Below are 16,601 nucleotides of genomic sequence, written 5' to 3'. Positions count from 1 at the left end.
CCGTGGGCATCGGAAGCGCAGAAAGCCGCGTCAGGCGTCCGGCTGAGTAGCGTTTGCAGGTAGGGCTTTTCAGATTTCGACCAGATGGTCGTCGAGCTCGTTGGTATCGCCCGAAGTAACCGGAAAGTGCTCGGCCAGCACGGCCCCGACCCCCTCGATCGCCTTGACGAAACCGTCGGCAAGCCGATCGTGGCCGGCATGCGCGGTCAGATCGCGCACCACGCCGTCCCAGACATGCTGGCCGACCTTGGCAGCGATGCCCGAATCGGCGACCACTTCGGCGTAGCGCTCGGCGATCGAGACGAAGATCAGCACGCCGGTGCGCGCCGTGGTGCGGTGGACGTTGCGGGCGAGGAACTGCTTGACCGCATTGGCGTGCGCGGCCTGATAGCGCAGCCGACGCGGCACCATATGGATGCGCAGGCCGGGCAGCGTCCACAACAGGGCCAGCACGCAGGCCATGGCCAGCAACTGAGCGATGACGAAATGTGGCAGGCGGATGGTGAGCCACCAGGCCTCCAGCCCATAGGCGACCGCGAGGCTGACGACCAGCATGCCGAGGGTCGCCATCAAGGCTGCGGGAGCTAAGTAGCCATCGCTGGCATGCGCCACGACGCAGTAGATCTCGCCGTCGGTTTGCGCTTCGGCGGCGCGGATCGCAGCGGCGATGCGCTCATGATCCTGCGGGCTGATCGGTCGTGTCGCCATGATCTTGTCTCACCAGCTTCCTGAAGAACCGCCACCGCCGGACGAGCCGCCGCCACCGGAAAACCCGCCGCCACTGCTTGACCCCGACGACCAGCCACTGCCGGAACCACCCGAGGACCAGCCGCCGCCCGACGACCTTGTCGTCCAGCCGCTGGTTCCGGATGATCCGCCCGCACCCTGGCCATAACGAAACGTCATACCCAGCCATCGATACACGCCCGGCGACAGCTTTGTGCCGAACATCGGCGGCAGGAAGGCCATTGCCAGGCCACCGAAGAACATCGTCGCCCACAGGATCAGGAACACCGCGACGACCGGATCCATGGGGGTGCTGCTGTCGGCGGGATTGCGCCGGCCGCGCGCCTCCAACTCCTCCGGATTGCCGTTCAGCACCATGATCATGTCGTCGACGGCCTTGGAGATGCCGCCGGAGAAATCGCCGGCGCGGAAGGCCGGCACCATGTCGTTCTCGATGATCAGCTTGGTGTGCAGGTCGGTCAGCGTGCCTTCCAGCCCATAGCCCACCTCGATCCGCATCTTGCGGTCGTTCGGCGCGACCAAAAGCAGGACACCGTTGTTCTCCTTGGCCTGGCCGAGCTTCCAGAAGCGGAACAGCCGGTTGGCGTAGGGTTCGATCTCCTCGCCGCCGAGGCTGGGAATGGTGGCGACGACGATCTGGTCGGAGCCCTTGGTTTCGAAGTCCGCCAGCTTCTGCGTCAGCGCGGCACGTGTGCCGGCATCGATGATGCCGGCATTGTCGACCACGCGGCCGGTGAGAGCCGGAAGGTCGGCGGCCACGGCGGCGATCGAGGCAAGCAGCAGAGACGCCAGGATGATTAAGGCCAGGCGCAGCCGCGAAGCGCATTGGCCGGGCATTGAAGGGACGGCAGCTCTGGCCATGGCCTTACCAGCCTCCCGAGGAGCCGCCGCCGCCGGACGAACCGCCGCCGCCCGAAAAACCGCCACCGGAGGACCCTCCGCCGGAGGACCAACCGCCGCCGCCGGACGACCAGCCGCCGGACGATGATCGCCGGTGCGGCTCGAAGGTCATGCCGAGCCAGCGATAGCGTCCGGGCCCGAGTTTCTGGCCGAAGATCGGCGGCAGGACCGAGGCCGCGATGCTGCCGAAGAAAATGATCGCCCAGATGCCGATAAAAATGGCGAAGAACAGGTCGTCGGAATTGAATGGTGCCTGCTCGTTGCGCTTGCCGCGCGCTTCCAGTTCTTCCGGATTGCCCTCCAGCACCATGATCATGTCGTCGACGGCCTTGGAGATGCCGCCCGGGAAATCGCCGGCGCGGAAGGCCGGCACCATGTCGTTCTCGATGATCAGCTTGGTGTGCAGGTCGGTCAGCGTGCCTTCCAACCCGTACCCGACCTCGATGCGCATCTTGCGGTCGTTTGGCGCGACCAAAAGCAGGACGCCGTTGTTCTCCTTGGCCTGGCCGAGCTTCCAGAAGCGGAACAGCCGGTTGGCGTAGGGCTCGATCTCCTCGCCGCCGAGGCTGGGAATGGTGGCGACGACGATCTGGTCCGAGCCCTTGGTTTCGAAGTCGGCGAGTTTTTGGGTCAGCGCCGCACGTGTGCCGGCATCGATGATGCCGGCATTGTCGACGACGCGGCCGGTCAGCGCCGGAAGATCGGCGGCGAAGGCGGCGAACGGGAGGAAGAGGATGCCGGCAAGAAGGCCAAGAAAGGAAAGGTGGGCGTTCCGCAGCGCCCCCCTTGAGGAGGAGATGTCCGGCAGGACAGAGGGGGGTGTTTGCACGCCGGCGGTCCGTCTTTTCGCGGAATTCGTTCCGATGACAGTCGCCGTTCACCCGCCCTGCTTCGTGCCGAAATCGACCTTCGGCGGCTGCATCTTGTCTTCGTCGACGGTGAAGTTGGCGAAGGGCTCGTTGCCGCGGAACCAGAATGTCGCCCACAGTACCGACGGAAAGGTCTTCAGCGTCAAATTGTAGTCCCTGACCGCCTGGATGTAGTCGCGGCGGGCAACGGCGATGCGGTTCTCCGTGCCTTCGAGCTGCGCCTGCAGCGCCAGGAAATTTTGGTTGGCCTTGAGGTCGGGATAGGCTTCCGACACCGCGATCAGCCGCGACAGCGCGCTGGTCAGCCCAGCCTGGGCATCTTGAAACTTCTTGAGGGCTTCCGGATCCTTCAGCGTTTCGGGCGTCACCGTGATCTGCGTCGCCTTGGCGCGCGCTTGGACAACCGCGTCGAGCGTGTCCTTTTCATGCGAGGCATAGCCCTTGACCGTCTCGACCAGATTGGGAATGAGGTCGGCGCGTCGCTGATACTGGTTTAACACCTCGCTCCATGCCGCCCTGGCGTTTTCTTCCGCCGTCGGGATCGTGTTGTAGCCGCAGCCGGCAAGCAGCGGCAGCACGATTGCCATCATCAGGAAGGCGGGCAACGTGCGAAATGTCGATGGTCGAGCAAGGCGCTGGGCAAGCATGAAGGGATCCCTCGATAGAAGTTGCATCCGAAGCATTACCACAATCGGCGCGCAAGAAAACGGCCTCGGCCTCTGAAGCAGGCTCGGCATGAATTGTGCCCGCGCAAGGCCCTGTGATTGGCCTGGTGAACGCGATAAGGTTCGATCAGAACGGGATATCATCATGGCGAAACGCCAGGACAGCGACAGCGAATCGCGCCGTATCCTCCAGCGCGTCGCGCAGGAGACCGATCCGGCCGGCAATTCTTTCGTGGCACGGACGACGAAAGGCATGCGCGACCACGTCTCCGCGGCCGATGCCGATCGCACGGATCCGATCGAAGTCTGGGGCACGCGTGTTGGCAGGATACTCGGCCTGCTTCTGGCGCTGGGCCTGATGGTCTGGCTCGTGCTTTTCCTCACCCGGGGCAGCTAGGAATCAAGAGACAATGAGCGCCGAAAAAGCCGACGCGCCGCGCGCGGTCATCGTCATATCCAGCCATGTCGCCCGCGGCTCCGTCGGCAACCGCGCGGCCGTCTTCGCGCTGGAGACACTGGGCTTTCCGGTCTGGGCCGTACCTACGGTCACCCTGCCCTGGCATCCCGGCCATGGCCGCGCGACCCGCATCGTGCCGCCGCTCGACCAGTTCAAGGCGCTGATGGCCGATCTGGAGCGCGCGCCGTGGCTGGGCGAGGTCGGGGCCGTGCTGTCGGGTTATCTCGGCGAGGCCGGCCAGGCCGAGGCGGTCGCCTCGCTGGTCGCCGCGGTCAAGGCGAGGACGCCCGATGCCGTCTATATCTGCGATCCGGTGATGGGAGATTCCGGCGGCCTCTACGTGCCCGAGCCCACCGCCGCCGCCATGCGCGACCGGCTGATGCCGATCGCCGACATCGCCACGCCCAACCGCTATGAGCTGGAATGGATGGCCGGCGCGCCGCTGCCCGATCTGAAATCGGTGATCTCGGCCGCACTCCATGCCGGACCGTCGACCATGCTGGTCACCTCGGCTCCGTCGATGATGTCAGGCGGCACAGGCAATCTGCTGCTCGACGGCACCCAGGCGTTGCTGGCCGAACACCGCCTGATCGACAAGCCGCCGAACGGCCTTGGCGACTTGACGGCAGCGGTCTACCTGGCGCGCATCCTGTCCGGCCAGCCGGCGATCAAGGCGCTGCAGTCGACGACGGCGGCGGTCTACGAAATCCTGGCGCGCACCGCAAAACGCGGCGGCGACGAACTGCAGCTCGAAACCGACGCGCAGAGCCTGTCGCACCCGATGGCCATGGTCCAGCTTCGCCACCTCACGCATCCGGGGCGGGACCGCCGGGCGTGACCCCGGCCAAGGTCGCGCTCGTCGGCGCCGATGGCTGCAAGGCTGGCTGGATCGCCGTGCGGAGCGAACCCGGTTCGACACGTCGTGACCCAGATACGGCGCCTTCGGTCGATGTCTTCCCTTCGTTCGCCGCCCTGCTGGCGGCGATCCCCGATGACGCGATCGTCGCCGTCGACATGCCGATCGGTCTACCGGAATTTTCGCAAAAGGGCGGACGCGGGCCGGAAGCGCTGGTGCGGCCGCTGCTTGGCGCTCGCCAGTCCAGCGTCTTCTCGATTCCGTCCCGTGCCGCGCTCTATGCCGACACCAGCGACTTCACCACGATCGAAGCCTGGTACGCGGCGCATATCAGGGCAAGCGAAGCGGCCAAGGCCACATCCAACCCGCCGCGCGGCGTTTCCATCCAGGCCTTCGGCATCTTTTCGAAAATCCGCGAGATCGACACATTGCTGATCGCGCGGCCCGAACTGCGCGGCCGCATCTTCGAATCGCATCCGGAAGTCGCCTTCTGTCGCCTGAACGGCGATCAGGCCATGCGGTTGCCGAAGAAGATCAAGGGCAGCGTCAATCTGGCCGGCATGGCGGAGCGCAAGGCGCTGCTTTGCCGGCACGGCTATGACATGGATTTCCTCGACCAGCTGCCGCCACGTGGTGCGGCCGCCGACGATTTCCTCGATGCGGCGGCCATGATGCTGATTGCCGGCCGCATCGCCAGCGGCGACGCGAAGCCGTTTCCCGACCCGCCTCGCGCTGACGGTTTTGGCATACCGGTCGCCATTTGGGCGTGACAATGTCGGCGGGCGTCCCGCTCTGGCGCATGGCATTTATAGCTAGCCCCTACAATTCTGCATTGCTCGTAACGGGTTTTTGCCGTTAGAGGCTTTCCTCGACCGCAACGAGCTGCCGCCTCCAACCCGGAAAGGCCTTAGCCGCCCATGCCTCATCTTCCCGAACACCTCCTCGCCGGCTACCGCAATTTCATGAACGGCCGCTACCTCACCGAGAGCGGCCGCTATCGCGAGCTCGCCCGCGAAGGCCAGGCGCCCGAGACCATGATCGTCGCCTGTTGCGACTCGCGATCCGCGCCCGAGGCGATCTTCGACGCCGGCCCCGGCGAACTCTTCGTCTTGCGCAATGTCGGCAATCTGGTGCCGCCTTACGAGCCGGACGGCGAGTTCCATTCGACCTCGGCCGCGCTCGAATTCGCGGTGCAGAGCCTCAAGGTCAAGAATATCGTTGTCATGGGCCACGGCCGCTGCGGCGGCATCCGGGCCGCGCTCGACACCAACTCCGCGCCGCTATCTCCCGGCGACTTCATCGGCAAGTGGATGAGCCTGATCGCGCCGGCCGCCGAGACGGTGTCGGCCAGCACCTTCATGACGGCGACGGAACGTCAGACGGCCCTGGAGCGCATCTCGATCCGCTACTCCCTCGCCAATCTCAGGACCTTTCCCTGCGTCTCAATCCTTGAGGGCAAGGGGCGGCTGTCATTGCACGGAGCCTGGTTCGACATTTCGACCGGCGAGCTCTGGGTGATGAACAAGGAGACCGGCGATTTCGAGCGGCCGGTGCTGGAATGAACGGTACGGCGCGGCAGGCGATGAGTGTCCGGCCGGTCGTTTTCACGGCGGCCGCGCTGATGATAGCGATCGTTGCCGCTCGCGCCGATGACCGCGCCATCATAAGCCGCTGGTATTCGGCGCTGCTGGTCGCCGATCGCACCGAGCTGGCGGACCTGCTCGCCGACGACGTCCGCATCAAGCTCGACGACCTCGGCGTTGTCCAGAGCAAGCAGGAATTCATCGCCTCGCTCGACGAATGGAAAGGTGCGGTTGCGGGAGCCGCGATCCGCCACCGCATCGAGAAGACCGAAGGCGGGGTCACCACCGTGATCGCCTGCTACGACTTCCCCGACAATGATATGTTGATGCAGGAGACCTTCGCGGTGAGCGACAACCGCATCACCGCCAGTTCGCAGGCGGCAATCGCTGAAAACTGCGAGGGCTACTGAGGCGGAGCGGCCAACTGGCATATTGCGGGCCCGCGGACCGCGCCCTACATCGGTGACACCTCCTTCCTGACGCCAGCGAAAGACCCTCCATGCCCTCTCCGAAAGCCGTCGATCTCGCCGCCCATCCGTTGACCGCGTGGCGAGGGCCGCTCGGCCTGCCCGATTTCGCCCATATTGGCGACGGTGATTTTTCTCCCGTTTTCGACGCCGCGCTGAAGGCGCATGAGGCCGAGATCGACGCGATATCAGGCAACAAGGATGCGCCGAGCATCGAGAACACGCTTGCCGCGCTTGAGCTCGGCGGCGAGGCGCTGGATCATGTCTCATCGATCTTCTGGTGCCGCGCCGGCGCTCACACCAACGAAACCATCCAGGCCCTGGAGCGTGACATTTCGCCGAAGATGTCGCGGCACTTCTCGGCCATCTCGATGAACGAGAAGCTGTTTGCCCGCATCGACGATCTCTACCAGCGCCGCGAGAGCCTTGACCTCGATCCCGAGACGCTGCGCGTCCTGGAGAAGACCTGGAAAGGCTTCGTCCGTTCCGGCGCCAAGCTCGACGCCGACGGCAAGACGCGGCTGGCCAAAATCAACGAGGAGCTGTCGTCGCTCGGCACGACTTTCGGTCAGAACGTGCTGGCCGACGAGCGCGACTGGGCGCTGTTCCTCGACGAGGCCGATCTCGCCGGCCTGCCGGATTTCGTGAAAAGCTCGATGGCCGAGGCCGCCGAGATGCGCCGCCAGAAGGGCCGCTACGCCGTCACCCTGTCGCGCTCGATCTATGAGCCGTTCACAACCTTCTCCGAACGCCGCGACCTGCGCGAGATCGCCTATCGCGCCTTCACCATGCGCGGCCAGAACGGCGGTGCGTCAGACAACACGTCCGTGGTGCGCGACATGCTGAAGCTGCGCGCCGAAAAGGCGAAGCTGCTCGGCTACGCCTCCTTCGCCGCGCTCAAGCTCGACGACACCATGGCCAAGACACCGAAGGCGGTGCACGCGCTGCTCGACCCGGTTTGGGAAAAGGCATTGGAAAAAGCCGCCGCCGACCAGAAGGAGCTGGAGCGTCTGGCTGCCGAGGCCGGCAGCAACGAAAAATTCGCCGCCTGGGACTGGCGCTTCTACCAGGAGAAGCTGCGCGCCGAGAAGTTCGCTTTCGACGAGGCGGAGCTGAAACCCTATCTGCAGCTCGACCGCGTCATCGACGCCTGCTTCGACGTCGCGACGCGGTTGTTCGGCATCACGTTCGAGGAGAAGAAAGGCATCGCCGCCTGGCATCCGGACGCGCGCGTCTTCGTGGTCAAAAATGCCGACGGCAGTGAGCGCGGCCTGTTCCTCGCCGACTATTTCGCGCGGCCGTCAAAACGCTCCGGCGCCTGGATGAGCGCGCTGAAGTCCGGTTACAAGCTTGGCCATGGCTCGAAGCCGGTGATCTACAACATCATGAACTTCGCCAAGCCGCCAGCGGGCGAACCGGCTTTGCTGTCGGTCGACGAAGCGAAGACCTTGTTCCACGAATTCGGCCATGCGCTGCACGGCATGCTGACCGACGTCACCTGGCCGTCGGTGTCAGGCACCTCGGTCAGCCGCGACTTCGTCGAACTGCCCTCGCAGCTCTACGAGCACTGGCTGACGGTGCCGGCGGTTCTGGAAAAGCACGCGCTGCATGTCAAGACCGGCAAGCCGATGCCGAAGGCGCTGCTCGACAAGATGCTGGCCACGCGCACCTTCGGCGCCGGCTTCGCCACCGTCGAGTTCACCGCCTCTGCCTTGATGGACATGGCCTACCATGCACGGCCCGACGCGCCGGAAGAGCCGCTTCGTTTCGAGGCCGAAACGCTTGCGACGCTGCATATGCCGGATACGATCGCCATGCGCCATCGCACCCCGCATTTTGGCCATGTCTTCGCCGGCGAGGGCTATTCGGCCGGCTACTATTCCTACATGTGGTCGGAGGTGCTGGACGCCGATGCTTTCGCCGCCTTCGAGGAAACCGGAGACCCCTTCAACCCGGCGCTGGCCGAGCGGCTGAGGAAGAACGTCTACGCCGCCGGCGGCTCGAAGGATCCGGAAGAGCTCTACACGGCGTTTCGCGGCAAAATGCCGTCGCCGGAAGCGATGATGGTCAAGCGCGGATTGGTGTAGGCAATCGCCGAAGTCGGCGCTGACGTTAACCTCGTTATCCTTGGCTGCCGACCCAAGGATCCTTTACCCTTGGCCACACCGGCCGCGTCAGCTTCGTGTAATTCGTCGCCGCCGGATTGCTGGGATAGGAACTCGGCGCCGCGACATAGATGATCTCGGCGGCGATCGGCTCGAAGCCGGCGTAAAAATGGTTTGTTGACTTGATCAGCAATATGTCTTTCGACAGCGGATCGACGCCGATGTTGGAGAAGACATCCGGCTCGAAGGTCTGGGTGCGGTTGGTGTTCAGGATCACATCGACTTCGGTGCCCTCGATGCGCACCACCGCTGATGGTCCCAATGTCACCCGGCTCGGGCCAAAACTCTGCCAGCCCTCGGCAACCGCTTTCAGTACCTTGACGCGTGCATCGATCGGTTCGCCCGCCTGCGGGCCGGCCTTGCCGCCGAAACGCAGGTCGATGACGGCGCCCTCGCCGGCCGCCTGGCAGAAAGTCACCGCGATCGGATCCCAGATCGTCGCCACGCCGAACTTGTCCAGACCCCGCGCCAGCATCTGGCGCAGCACGAAGGTACCGTCGCCGGGAACGCCTCCGCCGGGGTTGTCCCAGATATCGGCAATGACCACCGGCTTGCCCGGTCTTTGCTTGCGCACGGCCAGCGCCCGATCGATGCCGTCGGCCGTACTCAGCATCGTCATCGCGGTCGTTTCGCGCATGGCATAGAGCTCGCGTCCAAGCCGCTCCGCCAGCGCATCGCCCTTGGCCTTGTCATTGTCGGTAACGACAAGGATGCGCGTGCCCATTTCGGGCACGTCGGCGGCCATGAAGCCGTGGATGACCGAGACCGACAGCACGCCGTCCTTGCCGTGCAGCGCCTTGATGCGGTCGACGAAGGAGCGCATCGGCTCGCGGCTGGTCGGCAGCACCTGGATCATGCGGCAGTCGAAGGTCGAGATGACCGGCTTGATCTCGCCGCGCGCCGCGGCCAGGCCAAGCGCGACCACATGCTCGCCGCGCTCGTAGAAATCGGTGTGCGGGAATTCGAGGAAATAGGCCATGATGTCGGACGCCGCCACGCGCTTCGGCGTCAGATGGCTGTGCGGATCGAACTCGCAGGCAATCACCACGCTTGGCCCGACAATGCCACGCACGCGCTCCAGCAGGTCGCCCTCGCAGTCGTCATAGCCTTGCGCCACCATGGCACCGTGCAGGCCCAGAATGACGGCATCGACCGGCAAGGCGGCCTTGAGCTGGCCGAGGATTTCGTCGCGGAGCGCCTCATAGGTCTGCCGCTGCACGAGGCCGCCGGGCTCTGCCCAGGTGGCGGTGCCTTCGATCACGGTCAGGCCTTCGGCGGCCGCGCGGCGGCGCAGCGCCACCATCGGCGAGGAGCACAGGGTCGGCGTTTCCGGATGCTTGCCCGGCCCGGCATAGAACGCCATCTCGAAAGAGGCTCGGTCGGTTGGCACCGGCGAGAAGGTGTTGGTTTCCGTCGCCAGCGAGGCGGTGAAGATACGCATGAAAACTCCGTGGACTTCTTGTTTTCGCAATTCCGGACGGATAACCGCTGGGCACTTTTCCTGGAATTGCTGGGATTGCTATTTGACAGCCCCGAGCGCCAAGCCCCGGACAAGATAGCGCTGCAGCCAGATGAACAGGATCGCCACCGGCAGCGTCGCCAGCAGCGTCGCCGCCATGACATGGTGCCACTCGATCGTGTAGCGCCCGGCAACCAGCGAGAACACCTGGATCGGCAGCGTATAGCTCTCCTGGCTGCGCAGCATGGTGAGCGCCACGACGAATTCGTTCCAGGCATTGATGAAGGTGAAGATCGCCGTCACCGCGATCGCCGGCAGGCAGAGCGGCAGGAACACTTTTCGCAGCGTCAGCCAGCGGCCGGCGCCTTCCATCCAGGCGGCCTCCTCAAGGTCGCGCGGAATGGTGTCGAAATAGCTCTGCAGCATCCATACGGTGAAGGCGACGTTGAAGGCCATATAGATGAAGCCGAGCGCGGTGGTCGATTCGACCAGTCCCCAGGCAGCCATCAGCCGGAACAGGCCGAGCACCAGCACGATCGGCGAGATCATCTGTGAGATCAGCAGGAACTGGCGGAACGCTCCATAGCCGGCAAAGCGGAAGCGCGACATGGCATAGGCCGCCGGGACGGATATGAGGATGGCGCCAACGGTGGCGATGACAGACACATAGAGCGAATTGGCCAGCGCCCGGCCGAAGCCTGTCGCCACCCACATGTCGGCAAAATTCGACCACCGGAACTCGCTCGGCCACCATGTCGGCGTCAGCACTTCGGTACGCGGCTTGACCGCTGTCAGGAACATCACCGCGAAGGGAAAGATCGTCACCACGATCAAGGGCGCCAGCAGCAGCCAGGCGATGATGGTGCGCTTCAGCTTGGCCTTCATGCGCGCTGCTCCCGCATCGCAAGGCGCACATAGATCATGGTGAAGATCAGCAATATGGCGAACATCACCAGCGAGACCGCCGACGCCTCGCCGAGTTTGCCGATACGGAATGCCAGCTTGTAGAGGTGGGTGACCAGTATGTCGGTCGAGTTGGCCGGCCCGCCCTGCGTCATCACCCAGATGATCGGGAACGAGTTGAAGACGTAGATGGTGTTGAGCACGATGGCGATGTTGATGAAGGGTTTCAGGAGCGGAAAGGTGATCTCGCGGAACTGCTGGAGCGGCGTTGCCCCTTCGAGCGCCGCCGCCTCGTAGAGATCGTCCGGGATCGACGACAGGCCGCCGAGAAAGATCGTCGTGGTGAACGGCACCGTCACCAATATGCCGATCAGCACCTGCATCGGAAACGCCGTCTCGGCGCTCGCAAGCCACTGGATGTTGTGGTCGATCAGGCCAAGTCCGATCAGCGCCGAATTCAGCATGCCGCTTTCACCGCTCAGCGCCCAGCGCCAGACCACGGCCGTCATGGTCAGCGACACTGCCCAGGGCAGCATGATGATGACGCGGGCAAGGCCACGCCCATAGAAATCGGTATTGAGGATCATCGCCACCGGGACCGAGAGCAGCAGCGCTCCGCCGACCACCAGCACCGTCCACAGCCCCGTGCGCCAGAGCGCGGCGACGAAGTCGGGATCGGCGGCCAGCGCGGCGAAATTGGCAAGACCGCTGAACTCGCGCAGCTGACCAAAGCGATTGACGTCATGCGTGGCGATCTGGATCAGGTCCCAGACCGGCCAGAAGATGACCACCGCCGCCAGGAACAGACTGGGCAAGGTCAGGAGGTAGGGCAGGAAGCGATTTTGCATCGGCTGATTTTACACCGCGTTGCGAGGCATCAGTAGCACTGGTTGGCCAGTTGACCTGTTCTTCCCAGGCGCTCGGTTTCGAACTCTTCCCCGGCGTCGGCGCCGCCCCTCACCTGCCTGCCGGCATCCTCTCCCGTATAGAGACGGGGAGAGGGGAGCTTTCATCACCGCTTTCGCCAGTCACCAGCGTCCAGAAAGGGCTCCGAGATGCCGGCCGCCCTTTCTCCCCGTCTCTATACGGGGAGAAATGCCCGGCAGGGCAATGAGGGGCGGCGCTGACGTCGACAATTCGTCCAAAGTGGTTGCTTGTCAGTCTTCGTTATTTACGTGGAGCGCAGCCAAATGTCTGTTTGGAAATGTGGCGCGCCCCACCTGAGTCGGGGGCGCGCCACGGGCGCAGGGAGATACGCCCTATTTGTTGGGCGCGGCCCCTACTTCTTCAGCACTGCGTTGGCCTTGGCCGCCGCTTCCTTCAAGCCTGCCTCGGGATCGCCGCCGAGATAGATCTTCTGCATGGCATCCGACGTGATCTGGGCAACTTCTTCCCAGCCTGGGATGACCGGCGCGAAACGCGCATCCGGCAGCAGGGCGGTGAAGGCGGCCAGGTCGGCGTTGTTGACGTAATAGTCCATCTTGGCCTCTTCCTTGTTCACCGGCAGGAAGCCTTCGCCCTGCGTGAACTTGGCGCGCTGTTCCGTGGTGAACAGGAAGTCCATCAGCTTCCAGGCCTCGTCCTTGTTCTTGGAGTTCTTGAACATGATCATGGAGTCGGTGACGCCATAGGTGCCGCGCGCACCGGTCGGACCGGCCGGAATGGCGGCAACGCCATATTTGAGGCTCGGCGCCTCGTCCTTGATCTGGTTGGACAGGAAGGGCGCCGTGATCATCATGCCGACCTTGCCCTGCTTGAACAGGTTCTGCACGTCCTCGCGATTGTTGGAGGTGACGCCGGGCTCCGTCAGCCCCTCGTCGATCATCGACTTGTAGAGCTTGGCCGCTTCGAGCGCGCCCGGCGTGCTCAGGCCCGACGTGCCGTCCTTGTTGAGGATCTCGGTGCCCTGCGACCACATCGCGTAGTAGTAATAGACGTCGGTCTCGATCTCCTTGCCCTGAAGGCCGAAACCGAAGGCACCCTGCGCCTTGATCTTGCGAGCATCCTCCTGCAATTCGGTCCAGGTTGCCGGTGGCTTGGCGATGCCGGCCTTCTCGAACAGCTCCTTGTTGTAATACATGGCGCGCGCCGAGGCGGCGATCGGCAGGCCGTAGGTCTTGCCGCCCATGATCGAGGGCGACAGGAAGGTGTCGATGAAGCGACCCTTGAATTCGGGCGTGATGTAGCTGTCGAGCGGCTCGGCGACGTCCTGCTGGACGAAGTCGATCAGCCAGCGCGTGCCTATGATGGAGAGATCGGCGTTGGTGCCGGCGGTGATGTCGGTGGTCAGCTTCTGCAAGAGCACATCCCACGGCACCACCTCGAACTTGACCGTGATGCCAGGGTTCTTCGCCTCGAACTCCTTCTTGACCTGCTCGAAATACGGGCCGGTCTTGGCGCTGTATTCGGCGACGGTAACCCGCACTTCGCCGGCCTCTGCCTGCGCCGCGAAGGCCAGAATGCCCATTCCGGCCATCAGGCCGGCAGTCCATTTCGCAAGGTTCATCCGATCTCTCCCATTTGTTTCGCGCATTCGCGCTCCTTGTGCCGGTGCCGGCACAAGATTTATGTGACTTTCCTACATTATCGATGAATTCGCCGCGCGCAAGCGGATTAATATGTTGCTTAATTACATCCTGTTCTTTAGCCTCTCCGGCATCTGCCTGACCTGCGGGAGGAGCAAGCGCCGTGGTTTCGAGAGCCGAATTCGAAGGCAGGACCGCCGTCGTCACCGGCGCCGGTGGCGGCCTTGGCTCGGCGATCGTCGCACTGCTGGCCGGCAGGGGCGCGCGGGTGGTCGGCTGCGACCAATCAGAGGAGGCGCTGGCGAGCCCGCACCTTGCCTCGCGGCATGTCTTCGACCTTCTCGACCGGGCTTCCATCGAGGCGGGGATCGCCGCCGTTCTCGACCGGGACGGCGTGCCAGATATCCTGGTCAACAATGCCGGCTGGACGCGCGCCGAAACGCTCGATGCGCTGACGGCGGACACGATCGAACATGAGCTCGACCTCAACCTGACCGGTGTGATGACTTTCGCCGACGCGCTGGTTAAGGCGATGGCTGCACGCGGTTCGGGCAGCGTCGTCTTCATTTCTTCCGTCAACGCCATCGCGCATTTCGGCAATCCGGCCTACGCCGCCGCCAAGGCCGGCATCAACGCCTATGCCAAGTCGATCGCCGTCGAGCTCGGCCGTAGCGGCGTGCGCGCCAATGTCGTCTGCCCCGGATCGATTCGCACCGCCGCCTGGGACCATCGCCTTGCCAAGAACCCTGACATAATCGGCAAGCTGCAGCGGCTCTATCCGCTCGGCCGCATCGTCAACGCCTCCGAAGTCGCCGAAGCGGTGACTTTCCTTGCCTCCGACCGCGCCTCGGGCGTAACAGGCGTGGTGATGCCCGTGGATGCGGGATTGACCGCCGGCTGCCTGCCGTTCATCGACGACATACTGGGAGCGTGACCATGACCGACGTCGAGTTTCGCAACCTCTCGAAATCCTTCGGCCAGCACAAGATCCTCGAGGAGATCAGCCTCGACATCAAGAGCGGCGAGTTCGTCGTGCTCGTCGGCCCGTCCGGCTGCGGCAAGTCGACCTTGCTGCGCATGCTGGCGGGCCTGGAGACCATCAGTTCCGGCGACCTCTTGATCGGTGGCACGCGCGCCAACGACCTGCCACCACAGCAGCGCAACATCGCCATGGTGTTCCAATCCTACGCGCTGTTCCCGCACCTGAAGGCTTCCGACAATATCGGCTTCGGTCCCAAAATCCGGGGCGAGAGCCGCGCCGCCATCGACCAGAAGGTCAAGAAGGCGTCCGGCGTCCTCAACCTGTTCTCCTATCTCGACCGGTATCCCCGCCAGCTCTCGGGCGGCCAGCGCCAGCGTGTCGCCATGGGCCGCGCCATCGTGCGCGAACCCTCGGTGTTTCTGTTCGACGAGCCGCTCAGCAATCTCGACGCGCAGTTGCGCGTGCAAATGCGCACCGAGATCAAGGCGCTGCACCAGCGGCTGAAATCCACCATAGTCTACGTCACCCACGACCAGATCGAGGCCATGACCATGGCCGACCGCATCGTCGTGATGGACCGCGGCAGGATTCAGCAGGTCGGGCCGCCGCTGGAGCTCTATGACAGGCCGGCCAACAAGTTCGTCGCCGGCTTCCTCGGCTCGCCGTCCATGAGTTTTGTATCCGGGGCACTGAAGACGACGCCCGGGACGACCTGGTTCGAGTCGGTCGGCGGCGGCCGGCTTGCGCTTGCCGGCGACCCGGTGCCGGCAGGCAGTGCCGTTGAGGCGGGGATCCGGCCGGAGCATTTCATCGTCGGTGAAGCCACCGACGCCATGACGCTCAAGGTTGACGTGGTCGAGCCGACCGGCTCCGAAACCCATGTTTACGGCGCCATTGGCACCGATACGGTGCGCGCCGTGTTCCGCGACCGGGTGCCGGTGCGGCCGGGCGACCTGCTGCCGGTCTCGGTCGACCCCGGCAACATCCATCTGTTCGACACGGCGACGGGCCTGCCGCTGAGATGACGACGGAAACGCGGATATGAAGACGCCGGCCGATATCATCACGCGGCTGCAGCTGATGTCGCAGGACGGCACCAAGTCGGATCGCCGGCTGGCGAGCCTCGTCCTGTCCGACCTCGACTTCGCCTCCAAGGCCGCGATCTCCGAGATCGCCGCGCGGGTCGGCGTCAGCGAACCGACGGTCACCCGCTTCTGCCGCAATCTCGGCTGCGAGGGGTTGCGCGACTTCAAGTTCTACCTGGCCCAGGCCATCGCCATCGGCGGCCAGTATCTGTCGCCGGAGCCACTGAGCCGCGACGCCCGCGAACAGCGCATTGCCTCGACCATCACCGAAGCGGCGGTTACAGCCATCCAGCGCGCCAGCGAGAACCTCGACATGACGACGCTGGTCGACGTCGCCGCGCGCCTTGCGGCATCAGGCAATGTGCTGTGCATAGGTTCGGGTGGCATTTCCTCGATGATGGCGACCGAAATGCAGAACCGGCTGTTCAGGCTCGGCCTGCCGGTTCTGGCACAGATCGACGGACAGTTGCAGCGCATGTATGCCGCCGTTGCCACGCCAGACACCACGGTGGTCGCCTTCTCGGTCTCCGGCTATGCGCGCTCGGTCATCGAGGCGGTGCAGGTCGCCCAACAATATGGCGCCGCCACGGTGGCGGTCACCGCGCCCGACTCCGCACTGGCCAAGGTCGCCGACACTGTCATCCACCTGCAGCCGTTCGAGGACGGCAACATCTACAAGCCGACATCGTCACGTTACGCGTTGCTGGCGATCGTCGACATGATCGTGACCTCGGTCGCCGAGACACGCGGCCCGAAGGTGCTGGAGAACCTGCGCCGCATCAAGCAGAGCGTGAACACGCTGAAGGTCGACGACCCGCGTTTGCCGCTGGGCGATTGACGAGCCGGCGCCGAAATTGCCAATTCCCCCCAAAAGCGTGAGTGAGGAGTGGTCCGCGCAGCGGACGGGAAGCCAATTGCTTGGCTTTCCGAACGACGAC

17 protein-coding genes are annotated in these 16,601 nt (G+C 64.4%); 9 read left to right on the top strand and 8 right to left on the bottom strand.

Annotated features, from left to right (window positions below; translation table 11 throughout):
• Nucleotides 1-69 precede the first annotated feature (69 nt).
• The 4 genes from FJ954_RS19060 to FJ954_RS19045 form a co-directional block, all read right to left on the bottom strand.
• Nucleotides 70-708: a TPM domain-containing protein gene (locus FJ954_RS19060; protein ID WP_140662503.1), complete on the bottom strand. Its 639-nt coding sequence runs from the start codon at nt 706-708 to the stop codon at nt 70-72.
• Between the two features lie 9 nt (nt 709-717).
• A complete protein-coding gene (locus tag FJ954_RS19055; RefSeq protein WP_181172861.1) occupies nt 718-1,608 on the bottom strand; it encodes a YgcG family protein in 891 nt (296 codons plus the stop codon).
• A 4-nt stretch (nt 1,609-1,612) separates the two neighbouring features.
• A complete protein-coding gene (locus tag FJ954_RS19050; protein ID WP_181177877.1) occupies nt 1,613-2,425 on the bottom strand; it encodes a YgcG family protein in 813 nt (270 codons plus the stop codon).
• Nucleotides 2,426-2,524: 99 nt separating this feature from the next.
• Entirely contained in the window at nt 2,525-3,163 is a 639-nt protein-coding gene (locus FJ954_RS19045; protein WP_015315127.1) for a LemA family protein, read from the bottom strand.
• A 163-nt stretch (nt 3,164-3,326) separates the two neighbouring features.
• On the opposite strand from FJ954_RS19045, the gene FJ954_RS19040 reads away from it, so the two are divergent.
• From FJ954_RS19040 to FJ954_RS19015, 6 genes are all read left to right on the top strand, one after another.
• Nucleotides 3,327-3,578, top strand: coding sequence for a hypothetical protein (locus FJ954_RS19040; protein WP_015315126.1), 252 nt, complete (start codon nt 3,327-3,329; stop codon nt 3,576-3,578).
• A gap of 13 nt (nt 3,579-3,591) precedes the next feature.
• Complete coding sequence (gene pdxY, locus FJ954_RS19035; RefSeq protein ID WP_015315125.1) at nt 3,592-4,476, top strand: pyridoxal kinase PdxY; 885 nt, start codon at nt 3,592-3,594, stop codon at nt 4,474-4,476.
• A complete protein-coding gene (locus FJ954_RS19030) occupies nt 4,473-5,264 on the top strand; it encodes a DUF429 domain-containing protein (protein WP_140662501.1) in 792 nt (263 codons plus the stop codon). Before pdxY ends, FJ954_RS19030 begins: the two co-directional genes overlap by 4 nt.
• Before the next feature lie 147 nt (nt 5,265-5,411).
• Complete coding sequence (locus tag FJ954_RS19025) at nt 5,412-6,056, top strand: carbonic anhydrase (RefSeq protein WP_140616544.1); 645 nt, start codon at nt 5,412-5,414, stop codon at nt 6,054-6,056.
• Entirely contained in the window at nt 6,053-6,487 is a 435-nt protein-coding gene (locus FJ954_RS19020; protein ID WP_140662500.1) for a nuclear transport factor 2 family protein, read from the top strand. The genes FJ954_RS19025 and FJ954_RS19020 overlap by 4 nt, the downstream gene beginning before the upstream one ends.
• 89 nt (nt 6,488-6,576) lie before the next feature.
• Nucleotides 6,577-8,631 (top strand): M3 family metallopeptidase, encoded by a 2,055-nt coding sequence (locus tag FJ954_RS19015; RefSeq protein ID WP_140662499.1) that lies wholly within the window; start codon nt 6,577-6,579, stop codon nt 8,629-8,631.
• Nucleotides 8,632-8,665: 34 nt separating this feature from the next.
• On the opposite strand, the gene FJ954_RS19010 is transcribed toward FJ954_RS19015, so the two are convergent.
• The 4 genes from FJ954_RS19010 to FJ954_RS18990 form a co-directional block, all read right to left on the bottom strand.
• Nucleotides 8,666-10,150, bottom strand: coding sequence for a M81 family metallopeptidase (locus FJ954_RS19010; RefSeq protein WP_140662498.1), 1,485 nt, complete (start codon nt 10,148-10,150; stop codon nt 8,666-8,668).
• Nucleotides 10,151-10,228: 78 nt separating this feature from the next.
• A complete protein-coding gene (locus tag FJ954_RS19005; protein WP_015315119.1) occupies nt 10,229-11,053 on the bottom strand; it encodes a carbohydrate ABC transporter permease in 825 nt (274 codons plus the stop codon).
• Entirely contained in the window at nt 11,050-11,919 is an 870-nt protein-coding gene (locus FJ954_RS19000) for a sugar ABC transporter permease (protein WP_015315118.1), read from the bottom strand. The genes FJ954_RS19005 and FJ954_RS19000 overlap by 4 nt, the downstream gene beginning before the upstream one ends.
• A gap of 431 nt (nt 11,920-12,350) precedes the next feature.
• A complete protein-coding gene (locus tag FJ954_RS18990; RefSeq protein WP_140662496.1) occupies nt 12,351-13,577 on the bottom strand; it encodes a sugar ABC transporter substrate-binding protein in 1,227 nt (408 codons plus the stop codon).
• A 182-nt stretch (nt 13,578-13,759) separates the two neighbouring features.
• Here FJ954_RS18990 and FJ954_RS18985 point away from each other — a divergent pair, with 182 nt between their 5' ends.
• Genes FJ954_RS18985 through FJ954_RS18975 form a run of 3 tightly spaced genes read left to right on the top strand, consistent with a single transcriptional unit; the run spans nt 13,760 to nt 16,501 of the window.
• Nucleotides 13,760-14,530: an SDR family oxidoreductase gene (locus FJ954_RS18985; protein WP_140662494.1), complete on the top strand. Its 771-nt coding sequence runs from the start codon at nt 13,760-13,762 to the stop codon at nt 14,528-14,530.
• A 2-nt stretch (nt 14,531-14,532) separates the two neighbouring features.
• Nucleotides 14,533-15,603 carry an ABC transporter ATP-binding protein gene (locus tag FJ954_RS18980; RefSeq protein ID WP_140616538.1) on the top strand — a complete coding sequence of 357 codons (1,071 nt, stop codon included), beginning with the start codon at nt 14,533-14,535 and terminating at the stop codon, nt 15,601-15,603.
• A 16-nt stretch (nt 15,604-15,619) separates the two neighbouring features.
• The gene (locus FJ954_RS18975; protein WP_140662492.1) at nt 15,620-16,501 is read left to right on the top strand and encodes a MurR/RpiR family transcriptional regulator; all 882 of its coding nucleotides are present in this window, start codon (nt 15,620-15,622) and stop codon (nt 16,499-16,501) included.
• The last annotated feature ends 100 nt before the right edge of the window (nt 16,502-16,601 follow it).

Source organism: Mesorhizobium sp. B2-3-15, assembly GCF_006442875.1.
Taxonomy (GTDB): domain Bacteria; phylum Pseudomonadota; class Alphaproteobacteria; order Rhizobiales; family Rhizobiaceae; genus Mesorhizobium; species Mesorhizobium australicum.
Note: the sequence above shows the minus strand (reverse complement) of the source record. Positions and strands in the feature narration are given on the sequence as shown.